25 protein-coding genes and 2 pseudogenes are annotated in these 21,045 nt (G+C 66.8%); 18 read left to right on the plus strand and 9 right to left on the minus strand.

The window, feature by feature from the left end:
- The first annotated feature begins 275 nt into the window (after positions 1-275).
- Positions 276-1,061: a TMEM165/GDT1 family protein gene (locus tag ACZY0X_RS08515; protein WP_463769398.1), complete on the plus strand. Its 786-nt coding sequence runs from the start codon at positions 276-278 to the stop codon at positions 1,059-1,061.
- Between the two features lie 7 nt (positions 1,062-1,068).
- Here the strand turns inward: ACZY0X_RS08515 and ACZY0X_RS08520 are convergent, their stop codons facing one another.
- Positions 1,069-1,266 (minus strand): hypothetical protein, encoded by a 198-nt coding sequence (locus ACZY0X_RS08520; protein ID WP_463769400.1) that lies wholly within the window; start codon positions 1,264-1,266, stop codon positions 1,069-1,071.
- 57 nt (positions 1,267-1,323) lie between these two features.
- Positions 1,324-1,433, minus strand: a pseudogene (locus ACZY0X_RS08525) (class I SAM-dependent methyltransferase); the annotation flags it as partial.
- A 170-nt stretch (positions 1,434-1,603) separates the two neighbouring features.
- Here ACZY0X_RS08525 and ACZY0X_RS08530 point away from each other — a divergent pair.
- The 4 genes from ACZY0X_RS08530 to ACZY0X_RS08545 all read left to right on the plus strand — a co-directional run bounded on the left by ACZY0X_RS08530 (position 1,604) and on the right by ACZY0X_RS08545 (position 4,109).
- Positions 1,604-2,293, plus strand: a complete 690-nt coding sequence (locus ACZY0X_RS08530) for a TetR/AcrR family transcriptional regulator (RefSeq protein ID WP_463769402.1) — start codon at positions 1,604-1,606, stop codon at positions 2,291-2,293.
- A 106-nt stretch (positions 2,294-2,399) separates the two neighbouring features.
- Complete coding sequence (locus ACZY0X_RS08535) at positions 2,400-3,461, plus strand: NAD(P)H-dependent amine dehydrogenase family protein (protein ID WP_463769404.1); 1,062 nt, start codon at positions 2,400-2,402, stop codon at positions 3,459-3,461.
- 58 nt (positions 3,462-3,519) lie between these two features.
- Positions 3,520-3,726, plus strand: a complete 207-nt coding sequence (locus ACZY0X_RS08540) for a CopG family transcriptional regulator (RefSeq protein ID WP_463769406.1) — start codon at positions 3,520-3,522, stop codon at positions 3,724-3,726.
- Positions 3,723-4,109: a type II toxin-antitoxin system death-on-curing family toxin gene (locus tag ACZY0X_RS08545; RefSeq protein WP_463769408.1), complete on the plus strand. Its 387-nt coding sequence runs from the start codon at positions 3,723-3,725 to the stop codon at positions 4,107-4,109. Before ACZY0X_RS08540 ends, ACZY0X_RS08545 begins: the two co-directional genes overlap by 4 nt.
- A gap of 7 nt (positions 4,110-4,116) precedes the next feature.
- Here ACZY0X_RS08545 and ACZY0X_RS08550 read toward each other — a convergent pair whose 3' ends face one another.
- A complete protein-coding gene (locus ACZY0X_RS08550; protein WP_463769410.1) occupies positions 4,117-5,337 on the minus strand; it encodes an MFS transporter in 1,221 nt (406 codons plus the stop codon).
- Between the two features lie 100 nt (positions 5,338-5,437).
- Between ACZY0X_RS08550 and ACZY0X_RS08555 the strand changes: the two genes are divergently transcribed.
- The gene (locus tag ACZY0X_RS08555) at positions 5,438-6,592 is read left to right on the plus strand and encodes an ROK family protein (RefSeq protein WP_463769412.1); all 1,155 of its coding nucleotides are present in this window, start codon (positions 5,438-5,440) and stop codon (positions 6,590-6,592) included.
- Here the strand turns inward: ACZY0X_RS08555 and ACZY0X_RS08560 are convergent.
- Positions 6,582-7,247 carry a TetR/AcrR family transcriptional regulator gene (locus ACZY0X_RS08560; RefSeq protein ID WP_463770567.1) on the minus strand — a complete coding sequence of 222 codons (666 nt, stop codon included), beginning with the start codon at positions 7,245-7,247 and terminating at the stop codon, positions 6,582-6,584. The genes ACZY0X_RS08555 and ACZY0X_RS08560 overlap by 11 nt on opposite strands.
- Before the next feature lie 114 nt (positions 7,248-7,361).
- Here ACZY0X_RS08560 and ACZY0X_RS08565 point away from each other — a divergent pair, with 114 nt between their 5' ends.
- Positions 7,362-8,297 carry an SDR family oxidoreductase gene (locus tag ACZY0X_RS08565; protein ID WP_463769414.1) on the plus strand — a complete coding sequence of 312 codons (936 nt, stop codon included), beginning with the start codon at positions 7,362-7,364 and terminating at the stop codon, positions 8,295-8,297.
- Here the strand turns inward: ACZY0X_RS08565 and ACZY0X_RS08570 are convergent.
- Positions 8,281-9,156 (minus strand): LLM class flavin-dependent oxidoreductase, encoded by an 876-nt coding sequence (locus ACZY0X_RS08570; protein ID WP_463769416.1) that lies wholly within the window; start codon positions 9,154-9,156, stop codon positions 8,281-8,283. The two genes, ACZY0X_RS08565 and ACZY0X_RS08570, sit on opposite strands and share 17 nt — an antisense overlap.
- Before the next feature lie 143 nt (positions 9,157-9,299).
- On the opposite strand from ACZY0X_RS08570, the gene ACZY0X_RS08575 reads away from it, so the two are divergent.
- Positions 9,300-10,493 carry an MFS transporter gene (locus ACZY0X_RS08575; RefSeq protein WP_463770569.1) on the plus strand — a complete coding sequence of 398 codons (1,194 nt, stop codon included), beginning with the start codon at positions 9,300-9,302 and terminating at the stop codon, positions 10,491-10,493.
- On the opposite strand, the gene ACZY0X_RS08580 is transcribed toward ACZY0X_RS08575, so the two are convergent.
- Positions 10,454-11,677 (minus strand): diiron oxygenase, encoded by a 1,224-nt coding sequence (locus tag ACZY0X_RS08580; RefSeq protein WP_463769418.1) that lies wholly within the window; start codon positions 11,675-11,677, stop codon positions 10,454-10,456. The two genes, ACZY0X_RS08575 and ACZY0X_RS08580, sit on opposite strands and share 40 nt — an antisense overlap.
- Positions 11,678-11,821: 144 nt before the next feature.
- On the opposite strand from ACZY0X_RS08580, the gene cobF reads away from it, so the two are divergent.
- The 4 genes and pseudogenes from cobF (at position 11,822) to ACZY0X_RS08600 (ending at position 13,890) form a co-directional block, all read left to right on the plus strand.
- On the plus strand, positions 11,822-12,562 hold the full coding sequence (cobF, locus tag ACZY0X_RS08585) for a precorrin-6A synthase (deacetylating) (protein ID WP_463769420.1): 741 nt from the start codon (positions 11,822-11,824) through the stop codon (positions 12,560-12,562).
- 41 nt (positions 12,563-12,603) lie between these two features.
- Positions 12,604-13,005: a phage holin family protein gene (locus ACZY0X_RS08590; RefSeq protein ID WP_241403360.1), complete on the plus strand. Its 402-nt coding sequence runs from the start codon at positions 12,604-12,606 to the stop codon at positions 13,003-13,005.
- Positions 13,006-13,026: 21 nt separating this feature from the next.
- A pseudogene (locus tag ACZY0X_RS08595) lies at positions 13,027-13,269 on the plus strand (DNA-formamidopyrimidine glycosylase family protein); the annotation flags it as partial.
- 147 nt (positions 13,270-13,416) lie between these two features.
- On the plus strand, positions 13,417-13,890 hold the full coding sequence (locus ACZY0X_RS08600; RefSeq protein ID WP_463770571.1) for a zinc finger domain-containing protein: 474 nt from the start codon (positions 13,417-13,419) through the stop codon (positions 13,888-13,890).
- Between the two features lie 28 nt (positions 13,891-13,918).
- On the opposite strand, the gene ACZY0X_RS08605 is transcribed toward ACZY0X_RS08600, so the two are convergent.
- Positions 13,919-14,476: a chorismate mutase gene (locus ACZY0X_RS08605; protein ID WP_463769421.1), complete on the minus strand. Its 558-nt coding sequence runs from the start codon at positions 14,474-14,476 to the stop codon at positions 13,919-13,921.
- A 37-nt stretch (positions 14,477-14,513) separates the two neighbouring features.
- Here ACZY0X_RS08605 and ACZY0X_RS08610 point away from each other — a divergent pair, with 37 nt between their 5' ends.
- The 3 genes from ACZY0X_RS08610 (at position 14,514) to ACZY0X_RS08620 (ending at position 16,213) form a co-directional block, all read left to right on the plus strand.
- Positions 14,514-15,263: an SDR family oxidoreductase gene (locus ACZY0X_RS08610; RefSeq protein ID WP_463769423.1), complete on the plus strand. Its 750-nt coding sequence runs from the start codon at positions 14,514-14,516 to the stop codon at positions 15,261-15,263.
- Between the two features lie 106 nt (positions 15,264-15,369).
- Positions 15,370-15,690 (plus strand): helix-turn-helix transcriptional regulator, encoded by a 321-nt coding sequence (locus ACZY0X_RS08615; RefSeq protein WP_463769424.1) that lies wholly within the window; start codon positions 15,370-15,372, stop codon positions 15,688-15,690.
- Complete coding sequence (locus tag ACZY0X_RS08620; protein WP_463769425.1) at positions 15,656-16,213, plus strand: hypothetical protein; 558 nt, start codon at positions 15,656-15,658, stop codon at positions 16,211-16,213. The genes ACZY0X_RS08615 and ACZY0X_RS08620 overlap by 35 nt, the downstream gene beginning before the upstream one ends.
- A 65-nt stretch (positions 16,214-16,278) precedes the next feature.
- Here ACZY0X_RS08620 and pgi read toward each other — a convergent pair whose 3' ends face one another.
- Positions 16,279-17,946 carry a glucose-6-phosphate isomerase gene (gene pgi, locus ACZY0X_RS08625; RefSeq protein ID WP_463769427.1) on the minus strand — a complete coding sequence of 556 codons (1,668 nt, stop codon included), beginning with the start codon at positions 17,944-17,946 and terminating at the stop codon, positions 16,279-16,281.
- A 50-nt stretch (positions 17,947-17,996) separates the two neighbouring features.
- Between pgi and ACZY0X_RS08630 the strand changes: the two genes are divergently transcribed.
- The 3 genes from ACZY0X_RS08630 (at position 17,997) to modA (ending at position 20,695) form a co-directional block, all read left to right on the plus strand.
- Positions 17,997-19,445: an NAD-dependent succinate-semialdehyde dehydrogenase gene (locus tag ACZY0X_RS08630; protein ID WP_463769429.1), complete on the plus strand. Its 1,449-nt coding sequence runs from the start codon at positions 17,997-17,999 to the stop codon at positions 19,443-19,445.
- Between the two features lie 87 nt (positions 19,446-19,532).
- Positions 19,533-19,940 carry a TOBE domain-containing protein gene (locus ACZY0X_RS08635; protein WP_241403367.1) on the plus strand — a complete coding sequence of 136 codons (408 nt, stop codon included), beginning with the start codon at positions 19,533-19,535 and terminating at the stop codon, positions 19,938-19,940.
- Positions 19,937-20,695: a molybdate ABC transporter substrate-binding protein gene (modA, locus tag ACZY0X_RS08640; protein WP_463769430.1), complete on the plus strand. Its 759-nt coding sequence runs from the start codon at positions 19,937-19,939 to the stop codon at positions 20,693-20,695. Before ACZY0X_RS08635 ends, modA begins: the two co-directional genes overlap by 4 nt.
- A 13-nt stretch (positions 20,696-20,708) precedes the next feature.
- On the opposite strand, the gene ACZY0X_RS08645 is transcribed toward modA, so the two are convergent.
- On the minus strand, positions 20,709-21,017 hold the full coding sequence (locus ACZY0X_RS08645) for a chorismate mutase (RefSeq protein ID WP_463769432.1): 309 nt from the start codon (positions 21,015-21,017) through the stop codon (positions 20,709-20,711).
- Between the last annotated feature and the right edge of the window lie 28 nt (positions 21,018-21,045).

Consider the following 21,045-nt stretch of genomic DNA (forward strand, 5'->3'; position numbering starts at 1 on the left):
TTTGGTGCTCCAAAAGTGTTGCAACCAACGAGGTTTCACTCACAACAAGTTGCATGTGTGGGCTTTGTCTGCGTAGGCTCGGGTCAGCGAAGGGGAGTAGCCCCCAATCGGGTAGTCGACATACTGGCCCACCGGCAACAGCCGGTCGTGGCCCGGTTGCCCGGACCGGCGCAGTAGCCGGTGGGCGAGACCTTCGGCCGTACAACCGTTCCGGTTGCCGGCCGGAGGCGTCTCTTGAGCCCCCGGAACGGCAGCCACCGACCTAGGAGTCGAGGGTGTTAGCAGCCTTACTGCTGAGCTTCGCTGTCATCTTCGTAGCCGAGATGGGCGATAAGACCCAGCTGGTGGCGATGATGTTCGCGTTGCGTTATCGCTGGTGGGTCGTCCTGGCTGCCATCGCCGCCGCCACCACTGCAGTACACGTCCTCTCGGTTGCCATCGGCCACTACCTCGGGGCCGCACTGCCCACGCATCTGCTCGGCCTGATCGCCGGTGCGGCGTTCATCTTCTTCGGGTTGTGGACCCTGCGGGGCGACTCGCTCTCCGATGAGGAGGCCTCACGTGCCGAGCGGGCCGCCGCGCCCGCATTCTTCGTAGTCACCTCGGCGTTCGTCCTGGCCGAACTCGGCGACAAGACGATGCTGGCGACCATCACCCTCGCCGCGGACAACGACTGGTTGGGGGTCTGGATCGGCTCCACTCTGGGCATGGTGGTCGCCGACGGGCTGGCCATCATCGTCGGCGCGGTCGCGGGCAAGCACCTGCCCGAGCGACTCATTCAGATCACCGCGGCCGCGCTGTTCCTCCTCTTCGGCGCCTACATGCTTCTCGAGAACATCTTCCCGACGGTATCGGCGGTGATCGTCGCAGGTAGTGCGATTGCGATCGTCCTCGCCTTCGCGGCGGTCCTGTGGATGCTGCCGGATCGGTTGCGTCCGGCCGTGTTGAAATCCGAGCGCCCCGCCCCCGACGAGACCGATGAGGCCGAGACCGATGAGCCGGCTTCCGATGCGCTGTCGCAAGGTGGCGATGACGAGCGGACGGCACACAGAGGCGGGTGAGTCGGCGTCAGTTGCGCGTGGCGATGATGTGTCCGCTGTCGGCATCGACCTCGACCGAACGCGGATAGCTGGCCGCGAGTTCGGCGAAACTCTTGAATGACGTCGTCCAGCCCAGGGTTTCGATCCAATGGCGGGGGTCCTGGCCGAGGCCACGCTCGGTGATCGCGGAGACGCCGTCGCGCGCAGTCGCGGTCGGCAACGTCATCAACGCGTGATCGACCCAGTGCGTGGGCGCATCCGGTTGAAATCCGTTCGCCACGAGCATGTCTGGCCAGTCGTCACTCTCGAGATTGGCAGGTCGACTTCGAAGAGGCGGACCGGCTGAGGCCAGTTCAGCCGGAATGCGTGGGTATCAAGGCCGGCGCTGCCCAGGTCTGGGCGGCGACGTCGGGAGCCTGTTGATCCAGGTGGGCGCGTTCGGCCGCGTCAACGAATGATGACGCGTAGGGATCGCTGTAGAGGCGGTCAGGGCGCTGGCTCTCCCTCGCCACGAGTTCACTGCCGACGGTACAACGAGCTCAGAAGCCCTAGGCTCAAGCACCGTGAGCAACGAGGGGGATCTCGATCGGCCGCGTACGCGTGGCCGCCCAGCCCGGATCAGTCGTGAGCGGATTCTATCTGCCGCCCGCGGCATCCCCCGCGAAGCGTTGACGATGCAGAGGGTGGCCGAGGAGCTTGGGGTGGATCCCAAGGCGCTCAACTACCACGTGGGCGACCGGGAGGGGCTGCGCCAACTGGTGGCCCTGGACGTCTTCGAGGCCGAGCTGCGCAGGATCGAGATTCCCGCTGGCGGCGACTGGCGCGAGGCGGTGCGGTCCTACGTGTACGCGTTTCGCGATGCGGTCATCAAGGTCGGTGTCCTGGCCGAGTCCATCCGCCTACCCGGGCAGCAGGGCCTGGGCACCCTCGATCCCGTCGAGCGGGTCCTGCAGGCACTGGTCGACGCCGGGCTGGACGTCGACGCGGCGGGGCGCGCACTGACGTTGTTCACCGACATGGGCTACGCCGCCGGACGTGACGCGCTGCGGTTGGCCGACGATCCGGTGCACCCCGACGTCCCGGGTGTCGCGACGGCGTTGAAGGCGGCTTCCGACAACGACTTTCCGGTTTTGCGCCAGGTCGTCGCCGCCCGTGCGCACGCCGTGCCCGATGTCGGACAACTGGAGTTCAACCTGGCGTTGGTCATCGCTGGCCTGGAACAGATCGCGTCGGAGGGGGGTCACGCCAGCTGATTTTCCCTGTTCGGGAAAAATATGGCGAAAAGCGCCTCGGGAGCGGGGTGGCAGCGGTAGACATGAGTCACCTGTTGACCGACTGCTGCACTGAGAGCGAGGCGAGATGACACCGCGGGATCCCTACCGGGTCGTCCAATGGACCACTGGAAACGTCGGAAAGAGTTCAGTCGCGGCGATCGCCAAGAATCCGATCCTGGACCTCGTCGGCTGCTACGCGTGGTCACCGGACAAGGTGGGCGCCGACGTCGGTGAACTGTGCGGTATCGAGCCGCTCGGTGTCGCCGCCACCAATGACATCGATGCGCTGCTGGCGCTCAAGCCCGACGTCGTCGTCTACAACCCGATGTGGATCGACGTCGACGAGCTGGTGCGCATCCTCGAGGCAGGCATCAACGTGGTGGCGACGGCGTCGTTCATCACCGGGCACAACCAGGGCGACGGCCGCGACAAGATCGCCGACGCGTGCGCCCGCGGCGGCTCGACCATGTTCGGGTCCGGCATCAGCCCCGGCTACGTCAACCAGCTGTCGGTCGTCGCGGCGGGCATCTGCGACCGCGTCGACAGGATCACCGTCAACGAGGCCGCCGACACCACGTTCTACGACTCGCCGGCCACCGAGAAGCCGGTCGGATTCGGGCAGCCGATCGATCACCCCGACCTGCAGGCGATGACTGCGCACGGCACCGGCGTGTTCGGCGAGGCGGTTCGGATGGTCGCCGACGCGCTCGGCATCGAACTCGACGAGGTGCGCTGCGACGCCGAGTATGCCGAGACCACCGAGGATCTCGACCTGGGCTCGTGGACCATCCCGGCGGGCTGTGTCGCCGGCGTGCACGCCACCTGGAAGGGCATCGTGGGTGGGGAGACCCGCGTCGAGATCTCCGTGCTGTGGAAGAAGGGGCAGACGCTCGAACCGAATTGGCCGATCGAGCAGGACGGCTGGGTCATCGAGATCGCGGGCCGTCCGACCGTGACGATGAAGGTCGGGTTCCTGCCGCCGCCCGACTTCGAGGCCACCACGTTGGAGGAGTTCATGGTGCTCGGTCACATCATGACCGCCACCCCGCCGCTGAACGCCATCCCCGCCGTCGTGGCCGCCGCGCCGGGCATCGTCACCTACAACGACCTGCCGCTGATTCTGCCGCGCGGAGTTGTTCCTGCCTGAGCGGTCAGGGGAGCCTGCGACAGTAGTCGCCGTGGTATCAAATAGGTATCATCGGTTCGTGGGTATGACTCTGCGAACCAGTGACGAACAGGCGGAGGCGTTGCGCCGCCAGGCGACTGCCGAGGGGCGGTCGATGCAGGCCGTTGCGCTGTCGGCCATCGATGAGTACATCGCCCGACGGGCGCACAAGGCCGACGTTGACGCGGCGCTGCGGCGCGTGGTGGCCGAGGAGGCCGGAGTTCTGGAGCGGCTCAAGGACGCATGATCGAGTACTTGGATCTCGATGACCTTCTGGAAGTTGCTCGTCATGCAGTCGGGGACGATGTTGCGGTTCGCGACTACGGACTGCTTGAGTCGGCCCAAGCGCGTCCGCGCGCTTCGGTCTTCGGCCAGGATGCCTACCCAGATCTGCACCTGAAGGCCGCCGCGCTGTTCCAGTCTCTTTTTGGGCGTAACCATGCACTCGTGGACGGGAACAAGCGGCTGGCGTGGACGGCTTGTCGGACGTTCCTGGCCATCAATGGAGAGTGGATCAGCGCGCCGGAGGATCAGCGTTTTGACTTCGTCATCAGAGTGGCCACGGGTGCGGATTCTGGCCTCGACGAGATAGCCCAGCAATTACGTGCGTGGAGCTACCGGGAAGGTTGAGCGCGACTCAGCGGGCGCGTTCGGTGAAGCGCTGCAGCAGAACCGACACCGTCAGCACCACGAGGCCCGCGACGGCGAGTATCGCGCCCGCGGCGGCCGGGGCGGTGTAGCCGTACCCCGCAGCGATCACCACACCGCCGATCCACGCACCCGTCGCGTTGGCGAAGTTGAACGCCGAGTGCATCAGAGCGGCGGCCAGCGACTGCGCATCGTGGGCCACATCCATCAACCGGGTCTGCAGCGCGGGTGCGATGGAGGAGCCGACGGCGCCGATGCAGAACAACCCGATCAGCGCGGTCCACGGGTTGTGGGCGGCGGCGACGAAGACCGCGAGCACCACGGCCAGCGCGGTGATCGCGCCATAGAGCCAGCCGATCACCGAGATGTCGGCCATCTTGCCGCCGACCAGGTTGCCGACCACCATGCCCGCACCGAAGATCATGAGCGCCAACGGAATCATGCCGCGTGACAGGCCCGCGACATCGGTCAGCGTGGTCGCGATGTAGGTGTACACCGCGAACATTCCGCCGAACCCGACCATGCCGACCAGCAGGGCCAGCAACACCTGCGGTCGCTTGAGCGCGCCGAGTTCGGTGAGCGGGCTGGTGACGTGCATCGAGTGCATGCTCGGCAGCCAGAACCAGAGCGCGGCCAGGGTCAGCAGGCCGATCACCACGACGAGCCCGAACGCGCTGCGCCAGCCGAAGTGCTGGCCGAGCCACGACGCCACGGGCACGCCAAGGACGGTGGCAACCGTGAGGCCGGCCAACACGTGCGAGACGGCCTTGGCCCGGTTCTGTGGGCCCATCAGGTGCGCGGCCACCAGCGCGGCGATGCCGAAGTACGCGCCGTGCGGCAGCCCGGCGACGAATCGCGCCGCTATCAACGAGCCGTAGGTGGGGGCGAACACGCTGGCCAGGTTGGCGAGGGTGAACATCACCATCAGGCCGAGCAGAAGCGTCCTGCGCTGCATACGGGCGGTCAGCGCGGCGATCAGCGGCGCTCCGACGACGACACCCAGTGCGTAGGCCGAGATGACGTGACCCGCCGTCGGCTCGGTGATCCCCAGGCTCCCGGCGATATCGGGTAGTAGGCCCATCGCGACGAACTCGGTGGTTCCGATGCCGAAACCGCCCACGGCGAGCGCGAACACCGCCAGCCACCGGACGGTGGTGTCGGGGGCGACGACCGACTGCGGGCGGGTCGGTCGGTTCAGAGCTCGGGTCACGTGACAACGGTAAAGGTACTTATGCCGTTCTTCAAACTGACTTATGTATTCCAGAGGCGAAAGTGGCGTTCCTTACGTTTTTCATGCTTCAATCGACCGCATGGTCGGCGTCGGCGAGGTGTTCGCCCACATCAGGGAGCTGCGCGATACGACGCGCGCAGAACTCGGCCAGCTGACCGGCCTGTCGCGCACCGCGATCGCGGTCCGCGTGGCGGCCCTGATGGATCTGGGTCTGGTCGCTGAGAGTGAGGCCGCCGCGTCGACAGGGGGTCGCCCCGCCGCCATGCTCACGTTCGACGCCGACGCGGGGGTGGTGCTCTGCGTGGCGGTCGGGATCAGCCGCACACGCCTGGCGGTGTGCAACCTCGCCGGTGAGATCGTCGCGACCTCGGACATCGACCAGGAGGTTGCGCTCGGGCCCGACGACCTCATGCCTGACGTGGTCAAGCGCCTCGACGTACTGCTGCAGAACCGTCGCGACGTTCCCGTCTACGGGGTGGGGCTCAGCATGCCCGGGCCCGTCGATCGGGAACGCGGGTGCAGTCGTGACTCGCCGATTCTGCGCGGATGGGACGGCGTGGAACTACGCCCGTACTTCGCGGAGCTGCAGGCTCTTTCGGGCGTTCCGGTGCTGTTCGACAACGACGCGAACGCGATCGCCCTCGGTGAACGCGGCGGTGAGCTGGCCGGGCTCGACGATCTTCTGGTGCTCAAGGCGTCGACCGGTCTGGGTGCGGGCATCATCGCCGGCGGGGTGCTGCAGCGCGGCGCGGCGCAGGCCGCGGGGGAGTTCGGGCACAACAAGATCGCTGCGGCCCAGGGCATTCCGTGCAGATGTGGTGACACGGGCTGCCTCGAGGCGATCGCCGGTGGGTGGGCGCTGGTGCATCAACTGCAGCAGCAGGGCCGCTCCGTGCGGCACATGCGCGACGTCATCGAACTCGTTCACGCCGGCGACCCGGACGCGCGGCGCATGATCCGCGACAGCGGCAGGCACATCGGTGAGGTCGTCGCCGCGGCGGTCAACCTGCTCAACCCCGCGGTGCTCGTCATCGCCGGTGACCTGGCGGCCGCCTACGAGGTCTTCGTCGCGGGATTCCGAGAGTCGCTGTACCGCAACGCCACCGCGATGGCCACTCGGGAACTCGAGGTGGTCCCTGCCGCGCACGGCGGACACTCGGCGGTGGTGGGCACCGCGGCGATGGTGCTCGACGAGGTGCTCAGCGCGCGGTCGGTCGACGCACTCACCGGCTGAGCAGGCCAGCCAGGATCAACTCGAGCGACTCCCGCAGTGTGGCGTCGAAATCGAGCTTGTGGAACTGCAGCGCGGGGTCCGATTCGTATGCCGCCACGACCGCCGGTGCGGTGTGGCAGTGCGTCCATGCCGCGGTGGCCATCAGCGCTGCCATCGCTGTGAACTTGCGGGCATCCTCGCCGCTGAGTTCGGGAAGCTGCGTCGACACCATCCCGGCGAGGCGCTCGATATTGGCGAGGCCGGCCCGCTTGTACGTCAGGACCGTATCGGTCGAGATGTTGTGCTCGAGCACCGAGGCCTGTGCGCTCATCAGGTCACACAGGACGGGCCTCGCGGCCAACGAGTCCGCTATGACAGTGGCCACCCGGACTGCGCGCGCGGAGACCGGATCCGACCGGTCGAATCCGACCGCGAGGTCCGCCTCCAGGGCGTCCACCCACTCGCCGAGGGCCTCGGCGGACAACTCCAGCAGAACGGCCTCGCGCGACTCGAAGTAGCGCAGCACGTTTGACTTCGCCATACACGCCCGGCGGCTCAGTCCGTTGAGCGTGACATCCGAGACGGGCATCTCGTCGAGCATCGTTCGGGCGGTGTCGAGGATGGCGTTGCGACGTACTTCCCGCTGTTCAGGGCTATGCGCACGGACGAAGGACATCACGGGGCCAGCATAAGCTACCGCCGGTCTCTTGCCTAGCGACCGGCGGTCTGTTAGCGTCGGCGACACTAGAGACCAGCGGTCGCTAAACGGCCGAGACGAGGGGAAATACGCATGTACGAGGTCACCGACCAGTCCACTCGACGCTTCGTGATCACCGGTTCCAACAGCGGCACCGGCAAGGAGGCGACACGCCGCATCGCCGCCGCGGGTGGGCACGTCGTCATGGCGGTACGCACCGAGGAGAAGGGGCACGCCGCCGCCGAGGAGATCCGCCGGGAGGTGCCCGGAGCGTCACTGGAGGTGCGGCGTCTCGACCTCGCCGATCTGGCCAGTGTGCGCGCTTTCGCCGACGGGATCCTGGCCGACGGTCAGCCGCTGGACACGTTGATCAACAATGCGGGCGTGATGGCGGTGCCGCAGCGCACGACCACTGTGGACGGCTTTGAGCTGCAGTTCGGCAGCAACTTCCTCGGCCCGTTCGCCCTGACGAATCTGCTTCTGCCGCTTCTGCTCTCATCCGAGACGCCGCGTGTGACGACGATGTCCAGCGGGGCTGCCAACATGGGCCGCATCAACTTCCGTGACCTTCAGTTCGCGCAGTCCTACAGCCCGGTCAAGGCATACGCGCAATCCAAGCTCGCCGACCTGCTGCTCGGCCTGCACCTGGCGAGAGTGGCCAGGCAGCGCGACTGGAACCTGTTGAGCACCATTGCTCATCCGGGCTACACGCGCACCAACCTGCAGGCCACCGGGCCCAACCTCGGGCGCGCGAAGAAGCGGTTCAACCCGATGTTCGACCTGCCCATCCTGCCGTCGCAGGATGTCGTGCCGGGCACCGAGCCGCTGCTGTTCGCGGCGACCGACCCGTCGGCGCGCCAGGGTGCGTACTACGGCCCGAGCCGCATGGGTGGCCTCGTCGGGCCCACCAAGACACTCGACCTGCCGCGCAGTTCACGCGGTGTGGACCTGCCCGCCTCGCTGTGGGCGGTCGCCGAGCAGCTGACCGGCACGATGCTGCCCGCTGGGGTGCCTACGCCTTCGCGATGACGTTCTCCGCGAACCACTCCAGGTTGCGGATCTTGGCGTCGAGCGGCTCGGTGTCCTCGCCCATGATGTAGGGAATCCGGAAGCCGACGATGACGTCGGTGACGCCCTTGTCCTCGAGGCGCTTGACGCCGTCGAGCGTGAAGCCGTCGATCGAGATCACGTGGATCTCGAACTCCTCGGCCAGCCCGATCCGCTCCTCCTCCTGACGGAATTGCTGCAGCTTGGCGAGCAGCGGGTCGAGATCCGCGGGGTCGCCGCCGCCGTGCATCCAGCCGTCGTTGCGGGCGGCGCGACGCAGCGCGGCATCGGCGTGACCACCGACCAGGATCGGCACCGGCTTGGTGGGCGCAGGGGTCATCTTGGTCTTGGGGATCTCGTAGAACTCGCCCTTGTACTCGAAGTACTCACCGGAGGTGAGGCCCCGGATGACATCGATGCACTCGTCCATTCGCTTGCCGCGCTTGGCGAACGGCACACCCATGATCTCGTAGTCCTCGGGCCACGGGCTGGTGCCGACACCGAGGCCGAGCCGGTTGTCGAACATCGCCGCCAGCGAACCGGCCTGCTTGGCGACCAGCGCCGGCGGGCGGATCGGCAGCTTCAGGACGAAGATGTTGAAGTGCAGCCGCGTGGTCACCGCCGATAGTGCACCGATGAGCGAGAACGACTCGATGAACGACTTGCCCTCCAGGAACTCCCGATTGCCGTCCTCGGTGTACGGGTACTTGGAGTCGGACTCGAACGGGTAGGCGATGCTGTCCGGGATGGTCATGGCGTGATAGCCAGCCTCGTCGGCCGCCTTCGCCAGCGGGATGTAGTACTTCGGGTCGGTCATGGCTTCCGCATAGGTGAACCGCATGACGCCGATACTAGAACACGTTCTAATTTTGCAGGTTCAAATGGTGCGGCATGATGAGCCGCGTGCGCAGGCCCCAGCAGGATGGTCCGCGCCGCAGACCCCAGCAGGATGGTCCGCGCCGCAGACCGTGGCTCACCCGGAACGTGCGCGTGCTCTCTGCGGTGTCGTTCCTGCAGGACACCGCCAGTGAGCTGCTCTATCCGCTGCTGCCCATCTATCTCACGACCGTGCTCGGCGCGCCCGTCGCCGTCGTCGGCGCCATCGAGGGTGCGGCCGAGGGCGCGGCATCGCTGACGAAACTCGCGGCCGGCCCGCTGGGGGATCGCTACGCGCGACGCCCGTTGATCGCGACCGGGTACGGCATGGCTGCCCTCGGCAAGGTCATGGTCGCGGCGTTCGCGGCGTGGCCCGGAGTGCTCGCCGGCCGTGTCGTCGACCGGCTCGGCAAGGGAATTCGCGGTGCGCCGCGCGATGCAATGCTGGTCGTCGACATCGACGCTTCCGCGCGTGGCAGGGTGTTCGGCTTCCACCGCGCGATGGACACCGCCGGTGCGGTGGTCGGTCCGCTTCTGGGCCTGGCGGCCTACGAACTTCTCGACCACCAGATCGCGCCGCTGCTGTGGATCGCCGTCGTCCCCGCGGTGCTGAGTGTTGCGCTGGTGTTCCTGTCCAAGGAGAAGCGGCGGGTCGCGGACGTGAGGAGCAAATTGGCATCCGTCACGGCTGTGCGGGTGGGGATCTTCTCGCGGGTTCGCGACCTGCCCGGCGGATACTGGCGGGTGACGGCACTGCTCGTGGCGTTCGGCGTCGTCAACTTTCCTGACGCGCTACTTCTGCTGAGGCTCAACGAGATCGGCTTCTCGGTGCCCCAGGTGATCCTCGCGTACGTCACGTATAACGCGGTATACGCGCTCGTCAGCTATCCGGCCGGGGTGCTCGCTGATCGCTTTCCGCGGCCCGTGGTGCTGGGTATCGGAATGGTGTTCTTCGCGATCGGGTACGGCGGTCTGGGCCTCACCGATGATCCGCTGATCGCATGGCTGTTGATCGGTGCATACGGGGTTTTCACCGGCTGCACCGACGGCGTCAGCAAGGCGTGGATCTCATCTCTGGTCGGTGCGGATCTGCAGTCCAGCGCCCAGGGCGTGTTCCAGGGCGCGACGGGTTTCGCGATCCTGGCCGCCGGGTTGTGGGCGGGCTTCGCGTGGGGCGCCGACGGCACGCTGCCGCTGCTCGTCTCGGGCGCAGTCGGCGCGGTGTTCGCGGTGGTGCTGCTCGGAATGGGCGTGCGCAGCGCTCAGTTGAAGGGTGGCGCACCAATACCGGTCACGGAGTAGCCGCCCTGCGATGAGCGCTCGGTCAGCCGGGATGCCGCCGTGCGACCGTTGGCGGTCAGCAGCGCCTCGGGCCGCTTGAGCACGTCGTCGGGAAGCGTTCCGAAAACGGTGCCTCGCCAGTGGTACTGGCCATCGATCGGATCGAGGCGACCGGTCAGGCGGACACGCACCGCGTGGTCCTCCTCGGCGACTCGCAGGGTGGCCGCGCCGTCGTAGACCTCATCGCCCTCGTCCCCGAGGGCCTCGGGAGTTCCCGGCGTGACCGGGCCAGGGAGGAAGCGTGCACGTCGCCACATCCGCCGCGCGATCGGACCCATCAGCCCGACCTCGGTGAGGAACGCGGCCAGCGGCGCGAACCCCATGACCTGCACGTCGTGACGGTTGCTGCTGCGCCGCGCCATGCGTCGTGCCCTGCGGGCCGGCAGTCCGACGCGGCGGTACTGCACGGGGTTGGTGAACAGGTACCGGAAGAAGTAGCCGCCGATACCGTTGATGTTGGCCACCCACCACCGGCTCAACCGGGGCATATCGCGGACGCGCCTGCGCGCACCGTCGCGGGCGAACTGGATGTGGCGGGCCTCCTCGGTGACGTGAATTCGCATGAGCCGCTGCACCATCGGCTGCAGCTCGGGGTCATCCATCATCTGGCGCTGCAGCGAGTCGAAGATCTCCTCGCCGACGAGCGCGGCGACCCACAGCATCGATCCCTTGAACGCCAGCGGCAGCATGTTGATGGCGATCCGCTGATAGCGCCGGGGCTGCACGGGCTTGGCCCCGAGCTTCTCGATGGCCTTGCCGAACATCACCATGTGACGGGTCTCGTCGCCCAGCTCGGTCAGCGCGTAGTGCGATGTGCTCGCCGTCGGGTCCTGATGGATGAGGTTGCGCAGCAGTGCCTGGTTGAGGATGTTCTCGAACCAGATGCCGGCCGACAGCGTGTTGACGAGCTCCTGGCGGGACAGCTCGATCTGCTCGTCGCGGGTCATGGCGTCCCACATCGGCGTGCCGTAGAGGGACACCACCTTCGGTGGCAGGAAGAACTTGTCGGGCTCCAGCTCCGCGTCCCAGTCGATGTCGACGATCGGCTCGTAGTACTTCTTGACCGATCCCCGCAGCAGCCTTTCGGAGAACTCCTCGCGGGTGGGCGCGCCCGATCGTCTACTCGCCTCAGAGGAAAGTGTCATCGTGGCCCTCTGCTCTTCGCGCAAGCGCTCATCGCCGACGTCCCTTCGGTCGACGTGTCCGTCGACATGCCCAGATATGCTCCAAAACCTAATGACGCCCGAACCAAGTTGTCAATACCCCGGGTACTGGATACCGATGGTCCCATGACGAGACGCATTCATGTCATCGGCATCGGCGCAGGTGACCCGGACTACGTCACCGCCCAGGCCATTTCGGCGCTCAACGACACTGCGGTGTTCTTCGCGATGGACAAGGGCGAATCGAAAGGTGACCTGGTCGCCCTGCGGCGCGAGGTCTGCGAACGGTTCATCGAGAAGCCCGGGTATCGCTTCGTCGAACTCGCCGATCCGTCTCGGGCCAAGTCCGGCGACTACCGCCAGGCCGTCAACGACTGGCACGCCGCCCGCGCCGACGTGTGGGCGCGAGCCATGCAAGAGGAGTTGCCCGACGGTGGTGTCGGTGCGTTCCTCGCATGGGGTGACCCGTCGCTGTACGACAGCACGCTGCGCATCCTCGACCTCGTCGCGCAGCGCGTGGACCTCGACTACGACGTCATCCCCGGCATCACCGCGATACAGGCGCTCACGGCGCGACATCGCATACCGCTCAACGATATTGGTGAGCCCGTGCTCATCACGACGGGCCGCCGGCTCCGCGACGAGGGGCTGTCGGGGGCATCGGTGATCATGCTCGACGGGGACTGCGCGTTCCTGACATGCGCGCCGGACACCAGGATCTGGTGGGGCGCCTACCTCGGTACGCCCAACGAACTGCTCGTCGCGGGCACCGTGGGCGGCGACGGGGACCGCATCGCCGCGCTGCGTGCGCAGGCCCGCGAGCGGCACGGCTGGATTATGGACACCTACCTGCTGCGTCCAGCCTGAGTCACCTCCGAATCGACGTGGGCAGTGGCAAGATCAGCGCCATGGCACAGTTTCTGCTGCGGGCATCGTTGACCGGTCTCGCCCTCTGGATCGTCACCCTGGTCGTCAACGGGATTTACTTCGTCGGCGGTGACAGCACGTGGCAGCGGGTGGGCATCATCTTCGTCGTCGCCGTGGTGTTCGGCCTCGTCAACGCCGTCATCAAGCCGATCGTGCAGTTGATCTCGATCCCGCTCTACATCCTCACGCTCGGCCTGATTCACGTCGTCATCAACGCTTTGATGCTGTGGATCACCTCCTGGATCACCGAGAACACGACGCACTGGGGTCTGGCCATCGACGACTTCTGGTGGACTGCGATCTGGGCGGCGATCGTGCTGTCGATCGTGAGCTGGCTACTGTCGCTGTTCACCCGGAGCGCAGAACGCAGCGTCGGCGTGTAACCGTGCGGCACACTGGATGACATGCCTGAACTACCCGAGGTAGAGGCGCTGGCGGATCACCTCCGGCGTCATGCGGTCGGCCGGACCGTCGGAAGGGTCGATGTCTCGGCATTGTCGGTGCTCAAGACGTTCGATCCACCCACGACGGCACTGCACGGTCAGGAGGTGACCGGCGCCAACCGCTGGGCCAAGTACCTCGGACTGCAAGTCGGCGACCTGCACCTCATCACACACCTGTCGCGGGCAGGCTGGCTGCGGTGGTCGGACAAGCTCGCCGCGGCACCCCTGAAACCGGGTAAGGGGCCTATCGCCCTGCGCGTTCACCTCGGAACACCCGGCGAGGCCCCGGGATTCGACCTCACCGAGGCAGGGACCCAGAAGCGGCTAGCGGTCTGGCTGGTCGACGACCCGATGAAGATCCCGCAGATCGCCGCGCTGGGCCCCGACGCGCTGAGCCTGGATCCCGAGGGCCTGGCCGCGGCACTGAAGGGCAACACCGGTCGCATCAAGACCGTCATCACCGACCAGAAGGTCATCGCGGGTATAGGCAACGCCTACAGCGACGAGATCCTGCACGTCGCCAAGCTGTCGCCGTTCGCGACGGCCGGCAAGCTCACCGACGCCCAGCTCGGATCGCTGCACGACGCGATGATCTCGGTGCTCAGCGATGCGGTCTCGAGGTCGGTCGGTCAGCAGGCGGCCACGCTGAAGGGGGAGAAGCGCTCGGGGATGCGCGTGCACGCTCGCACCGGCCTGCCCTGCCCAGTGTGTGGTGACACGGTGCGCGAGGTCTCGTTCGCCGACAAGTCCTTCCAGTACTGCGCGACGTGTCAGACCGGCGGTAAAGTGCTCGCCGATCGCAGGATGTCCAAGCTGCTCAAGTAGTGGTGATGAGCGCTTGCGCGAAGAGCGTTCAGCCGCAGTAGGTGTGCGTCGCGAAGTCCAGCGCCTGCTGGTACAGCGGATCCAGACCGCGGGCCGCGATTACGCTGTGCCGGGCGTCATCGAGCGCCGCGTGGCAGCCGGGGCTGCGGAGAACAGGCCACTGATCGGTCATCTCCGAGACCATGGTGCGATTGAAACCATCTATCGCCGAGCGTGACTCGGACAGATTCGGTGCGCTCGTGGGCGCGGTGGCGGGGTCGAGCTTCCACTGCCCGAATCGGACGTACTGGATGCCCTCGGTGGCGTGGATTTGATTCTCGAATGCCCGCCGCACGAACGCCTCGTCGGCGCCGCGGTCGTGCGCGTCGGCTGCGACGTTGTCGAGCACCTGCCGGACGCGGGCGGCGTCCTCGATGGATCCGCCGTCGATCCACTTGACCGCCGCCACCGGGTCGGCGGTCAGGAGGCGTTGTGACGCGGTGTCGACCAGGCGATACAGGGGACCGGTGGCGTCGGCGTGTGCGGAAGGCGCGGCGGTCAGGGCGCAGAGGGCGGCAGCGGCGGGGAGGAGTGCGATGAGTCTCACGGGGATCTATCATCGCTCACTTGGTTATCCTTCACGGGTGACTCGCCAGAAGATCCTCATCACCGGTGCCAGCTCCGGCCTGGGCGCCGGGATGGCCCGCCAGTTCGCCGCCAAGGGCCGTGACCTCGCACTGTGCGCGCGTCGCACCGAGAACCTCGAGGAGTTGAAGGCCGAACTCCTGGCCAGGTATCCCCGGATCACGGTCGCCGTCGCCGCGCTCGACGTCAACGACCACGAGGCCGTGCCCAGGGTGTTCGCCGAGCTTGCAACGGAACTCGGTGGTCTCGACTGCGTCATCGTGAACGCGGGAATCGGCAAGGGCTACAAGCTCGGCGGCGGCAAGTTGTGGGCGAACAAGGCCACCATCGAGACCAACCTGGTGTCGGCGCTGGTCCAGATCGAGACGGCGCTCGAGATGTTCACGAAGGCCGGCGTCGGACACCTGGTTCTGGTGTCCTCGGTGCTGGGCAACAAGGGCGTGCCCGGGGTCAAGGCCGCCTATGCCGCGAGCAAGGCCGGCGTGACGTCGCTCGGCGAATCGCTGCGCGCCGAGTACCCGTCCGGCCCGATCAAGATCACGGTGCTGGAGCCGGGCTACATCGAGTCCGAGATGACTGCGAAGGCCAACTCGACGGCGCTGATGGTCGACAACGAGACCGGCGTCAAGGCCATGGTCGACGCCATCGAGAAGGAGAAGGGGCGCGCCGTCGTCCCGGGTTGGCCGTGGTGGCCGCTCGTGGAGGTGTTGAAGGTGCTGCCGCCCCGCTTCACCAAGCGCTTCGCCTAACCCCCTCCGCGATTTCGGCGCGTTTTCGTTCGCTCAGCGATCGTTTTCGCGCCGAAATCCCGAGAGGGGTTGACATGAGCGTTGGGTTTTCCCAGCAATTAGTTGCATGAGTCCGGTGAGGCGTGGGGAAACACTCCCCATTCACAACCGCATCGGCGTCCTGCGCGCCGAGCGGCGGATGACGCGGGCGCAGCTCGCGGCGCTGATCAACGTCAACCCGCAGACCGTCGGGGCGCTGGAGCGGGGCGATCACTATCCGAGCCTCGATCTGGCCTTCCGGATCTGCGACGTCTTCGGCCTGCCGGTCGAGGCCGTCTTCTCGCGCGCCGCGTTCACGCCGCTGTCGGCCGAGCTCTACGGAAGCAGGCAACGAGCGGAAGGAAGCGATGGACATGAACCAGCCGACCCCACCGGCCACGCAGTCTGAGCCGAGCATCATCGACCGCTACCAGGACTACCGAACCCGGCGGTTCCTCAAGCACGAACGCACCTACGCCAACGCTCTGCCGGGTTGGCGGAGCCGTCATCGACCGCGAATGCTGGTGGTCGGGCTCGCCGTGACGTTCGCGTTCATGGCCGTCGTCGGTGTGATGTGCGCGTTCGGCATCTGGTGGGCGCCGCTGCTGTGGCTACCGGCCTGCGCGGTGTTCTTCCCGTTGTGGATTGTGCTGCAGATGGTCTCGGGCAGAAGGAGTGACGCCCCGGAGGCCGCACTCGATGAGTTCGAGATCGCGCAACGCAACAGCGCCCGATCCATCGGGCTGACCGTGACGCAGAACCTCATGCTGCTTCCGATCGGCTACCTGATCTTCGGCGCGGTGATCACCGAGGGCACCGACACGAACATGGCCTACGCCGGCGGACTGATGGCGTTGACGGTGCTGCTCATCGGCGGCTGCACCCCAGCGATGATCCTCGGCTGGACCCGCGCCGACCCAGACCCCGAGTAGCGATTTCGGCGCGTTTTCGTTCGCTCAGCGACGGAAAGCGCGCCGAAATCGCCCCGGGGACGCGGCTAACTGGCCCGGCCGCGCTCGCTGCGGTAGTGCCGCACCAGGGCGTCGGTCGAGCTGTCGGACTGCTCGGCCGGCGCGGCGTCGGCGGTGATCACCGGCAGCAGCGCCTTGGCCTGGGTCTTGCCCAGTTCGACGCCCCACTGGTCGAACGAGTCGATTCCCCAGATGACACCCTCGGTGAAGACCTGGTGTTCGTAGAGCGCGATCAGCTGGCCCACCACCGACGGCGTCAACTTCGTCGCGAGAATCGAAGTGGTGGGCCGGTTTCCGGGCATCACCTTATGTGCGACGACGTCCGCCGGTGTGCCCTCGGCCGCGATCTCGGCGGCGGTCTTGCCGAACGCCAGCACCTGGGTCTGGGCGAAGAAGTTGCTCATCAGGAGGTCGTGCATGCTGCCGGTGCCGTCGGCCGTCGGGAGGTCATCGGTCGGCTGGCTGAACCCGATGAAGTCGGCGGGAATCAGCCGGGTGCCCTGGTGCAGCAGTTGGTAGAAGGCATGCTGGCCGTTGGTTCCCGGCTCGCCCCAATAGATCTCGCCGGTATTGGTCGTCACCGGTGAACCGTCGGCGCGTACCGACTTGCCGTTGGACTCCATCGTCAGCTGCTGCAGATAGGCCGCGAACCGCGACAGGTCATTCGAGTAGGGCAGCACCGCGCGGGACTGGGCGTCGAAGAACTCGTTGTACCAGAGGCCGATGAGCCCAAGCAGCGCAGGCGCATTCGCCTCGAGCGGGGTGGTCCGGAAGTGTTCATCGACGAGGTGGAAGCCGGCGAGGAACTCGGCGAAGCGCTCCTTGCCGATCACCGCCATCACCGACAGCCCGATCGCGGAGTCCACCGAGTAGCGTCCGCCAACCCAGTCCCAGAAGCCGAACATGTTGTCGGTGTTGATGCCGAAGTCGTCGACCAGGCGCTTGTTCGTGGACACCGCGACGAAGTGCTTGGACACCGCCGCGTCGCCGAGCGTCTCGGTGAGCCAGCGGCGCGCGGCCGTCGCGTTCGTCAACGTCTCCAGCGTGGAGAACGTCTTAGAGGCGATGACGAACAGCGTCGACGCGGGGTCGAGCCCGTCGAGCTTGGCCACCAGGTCCGCCGGGTCGACGTTGGAGACGAACCGCGCCGAGATGCCGGCGTCGGCGTAGTGCCGCAGGGCCTCATAGACCATCACCGGGCCGAGATCCGAGCCGCCGATGCCGATGTTCACCACCGTGGTGATGCGCTCACCCGTGGCACCGGTCCACTGCCCGCTGCGCAGCCGGTCGGTGAAGTCGCCCATCGCGTCGAGCACATCGTGCACGTCGGTGACGATGTCCTGGCCGTCCACCGTCAGCGACGCGTCGCGCGGCAGGCGCAACGCGGTGTGCAGGACCGCGCGGTCCTCGGAGGTGTTGATGTGCTCGCCGGCGAACATGGCGTCGCGGCGGCCCTCCAGATCGGCGGCCCTGGCCAGGTCCACGAGCAGCTTCAGCGTCTCGCGGGTGACCCGGTGCTTGCTGTAGTCGATGTAGAGGTCACCGACCGACAGCGTGAGGTCGCGGCCACGCGACGGATCCTCGTCGAAGAACTCCCGCAGGTGCTTGGCGCCGATCTGATCGTGATGCCGAACCAACGCGTTCCAGGCGGGAGTTGTGGTGATGTCTGGAATTTGAGAAGGAGGGGCGCTCATTCCACCGACCCTAGTGCGGAGCGCCTTTCGGAGGAGTAAATGATTGACGTATGGACACCGCCAAGCTCCTGTCATCTGTCCCCACTGGGCTCTGGATCGGTGGTGAGGAACGCGCCGGGTCGTCGACCTTGGACGTGTTGAACCCCGCCACCGACGAGGTGCTGATCTCGATCGCCAGTGCCACCGCCGAGGACGGCATCGCCGCACTCGACGCCGCCGCCGGCGTGCAGAAGGAGTGGGCCGCGACGCCGCCGCGTGAACGTGGCGAGATCCTGCGTTCGGTGTTCGAGGCGATCACCGCGCGCGCCGAGGAATTCGCGACGCTGATGACTCTCGAGATGGGCAAGGTGCTCGCCGAGAGTATGGGCGAGGTGAAGTACGGCGCCGAGTTCTTCCGCTGGTTCGCCGAAGAGGCCGTCCGCATCGACGGTCGCTACACCCGCAGCCCCGCGGGCACGGGACGCATCATCGTGACCAAGCAGGCCGTCGGCCCGTGTCTGGCGATCACGCCGTGGAACTTCCCGCTGGCGATGGGCACCCGCAAGATCGGTCCCGCGATGGCCGCGGGTTGCACGATGATCATCAAACCCGCGCAGGAAACCCCGTTGACGATGCTGCTGCTCGCCAAGCTCATGGACGAGGCGGGTCTGCCCAAGGGTGTGCTGTCGGTCCTGCCGACGGCCAAGCCGGGTGACCTGACCACCGCGCTGATCGACGACGGCCGGTTGCGCAAGTTGACGTTCACCGGCTCGACCGGCGTGGGCAAGGCCCTTGCCAAGCAGAGCAGCGACAAGCTGCTGCGGCTGTCGATGGAGTTGGGTGGCAACGCACCGTTCATCGTGTTCGACGACGCCGACCTCGACGCCGCGGTCGACGGCGCGGTCCTGGCCAAGATGCGCAACGGCGGTGAGGCGTGCACGGCGTCGAACCGGTTCCACGTCGCCAACGCCGTCCGCGAGGAGTTCACCGAGAAGCTGGTTAAACGGATGCGCGAGTTCACCCTCGGCAACGGGCTCGACACCTCGTCGACGCTGGGGCCGCTGATCAACGCCAAGCAGGTCGCGACAGTCGCGGATCTGGTGTCGGACGCGGTGTCGCGCGGTGCGACCGTCGCGGTCGGTGGTGTCGCGCCGGACGGGCCCGGTCACTTCTACCCGGCGACCGTGCTCGCCAACCTGTCGGCGGACTCCCGCATCCTCAAGGAGGAGGTGTTCGGCCCGGTGGCCCCGATCATCGGCTTCGACACCGAGGAGGAGGGCATCGCCGCGGCCAACGACACCGAGTACGGGCTCGCCGCCTACATCTACACCCAGTCGCTGGACCGTGCGCTGCGCGTCGCCGAGGCGATCGAGGCCGGCATGGTCGGCGTCAACCGTGGTGTGATCTCCGATCCGGCGGCTCCGTTCGGCGGGGTCAAGGAGTCCGGCTTCGGGCGCGAGGGCGGCTCGGAGGGTATCGAGGAGTACCTCGACACCAAGTACATCGCGCTGACGAGCTAGGCCTCAGGGCCACCGCCAACACCGGCGGTGTCCGCATCTGCGGCAAGGAACGGGCATCTTGTCCGCATTTGCGGATAGGGTGTGCCGGTGCCGACGATTCGGATCCGCGAGGCCGCCGACCTGCTGGGCGTTAGTGACGACACCGTCCGGCGATGGATCGACGACGGAGGCCTCACGGTCACCAACGACGACGCCGGCCGCAAGGTGCTCGACGGCGCGCAGCTCTCGGAGTTCATCCGCGGCAGGGCGGGCCCGGCGCCGCAGGACCCCTTGAGCGTCGGCAGTTCGGCACGCAACCGCTTCGCCGGCCTGGTCACCAAGGTCACCACCGACAAGGTGATGGCACAGGTGGAGATGCAGTGTGGGCCGTTCACCGTCGTCTCGCTGATGAGCACCGAGGCCGTCCGTGAACTCGGCCTCGAGCCGGGCAGCGTTGCCGTCGCCGTCGTCAAGGCGACAACCGTCATCGTCGAAACGTCGGGAGAGAAGTCATGAGAAGGATCGTTGGACTGGCCGCGGCGTGCACGCTGGCAGCGGCTCTGGTGAGCGGCTGCGGGTCGGACGCCGAGGCGCCACCCGGAACGCTCAAGGTCTTCGCGGCCGCATCGCTGAAGAAGTCGTTCTCCGAGATCGGTGAGCAGTTCAAGGCCGACAATCCCGGTGCGTCCGTTGAGTTCTCGTTCGCGGGCTCCTCGGATCTCGTCACGCAGCTCACACAGGGGGCAAGCGCCGACGTCTTCGCGTCGGCCGACACCAAGAACATGGACAAGGCGGCGCAGGCCGGTCTGCTCGCGGGTGATCCGGCGAACTTCGCCTCGAACACCCTCACCATCGCCGTGGCGCCGGGCAACCCGGAGAACGTCACGTCATTCCGGGACCTCACCCGCGAGGGCCTCAACGTCGTCGTCTGCGCGCCGCAGGTGCCGTGCGGGACGGCGACTGACAAGGTCGAGGAGGCCACCGGAGTGCACCTCAACCCGGTCAGCGAGGAGTCGTCGGTCACCGACGTGCTCAACAAGGTCTCGTCAGGGCAGGCCGATGCGGGGCTGGTCTACGTCACCGACGTCGCCGGTTCGGACGGCAAGGTCACGGCGATCGACTTCCCGGAGGCGGTCGACGCCGTCAACACCTATCCGATCGCAACGCTCAAGGGCGCGAAGGACGCTGACCTGGCACGAGAGTTCGTCTCCTACGTGACCGGCGAGGTCGGGCAGAGGGTTCTCGGGGAGGCCGGGTTCGGCAAACCCTGACCAGGGGAGAGGGTCAGTGGCCGAGTCGACCGCGACCCAGCCGAAGAAGCAGCATCGCGAGGTCCTTGCCCTCGGGGCCGAGTTCGCTGTAGCGCTCGATGACCTTCATCTCCCTGCTGTGCACCAGACGGGTGCCGCCGGAGGCCATCCTGGCCTTGCCGATCAGCTTTGACACCTCGGTGCGACGGGCAACGGCAGCCAGGATCTCGGCGTCAAGGCGATCGATCTCATGACGAAGATCGTCGATGTCGGGAGTGGGCTCAGTTTCAACGCTCATGTCTTGTGACTCCGAATTCTCTTCGCGCATGGATTGTGGTCTCATCCGGTTTCGGGTCTCACATGAGAGTCGA

This window comes from Mycobacterium sp. IDUB_39 (genome assembly GCF_055419205.1).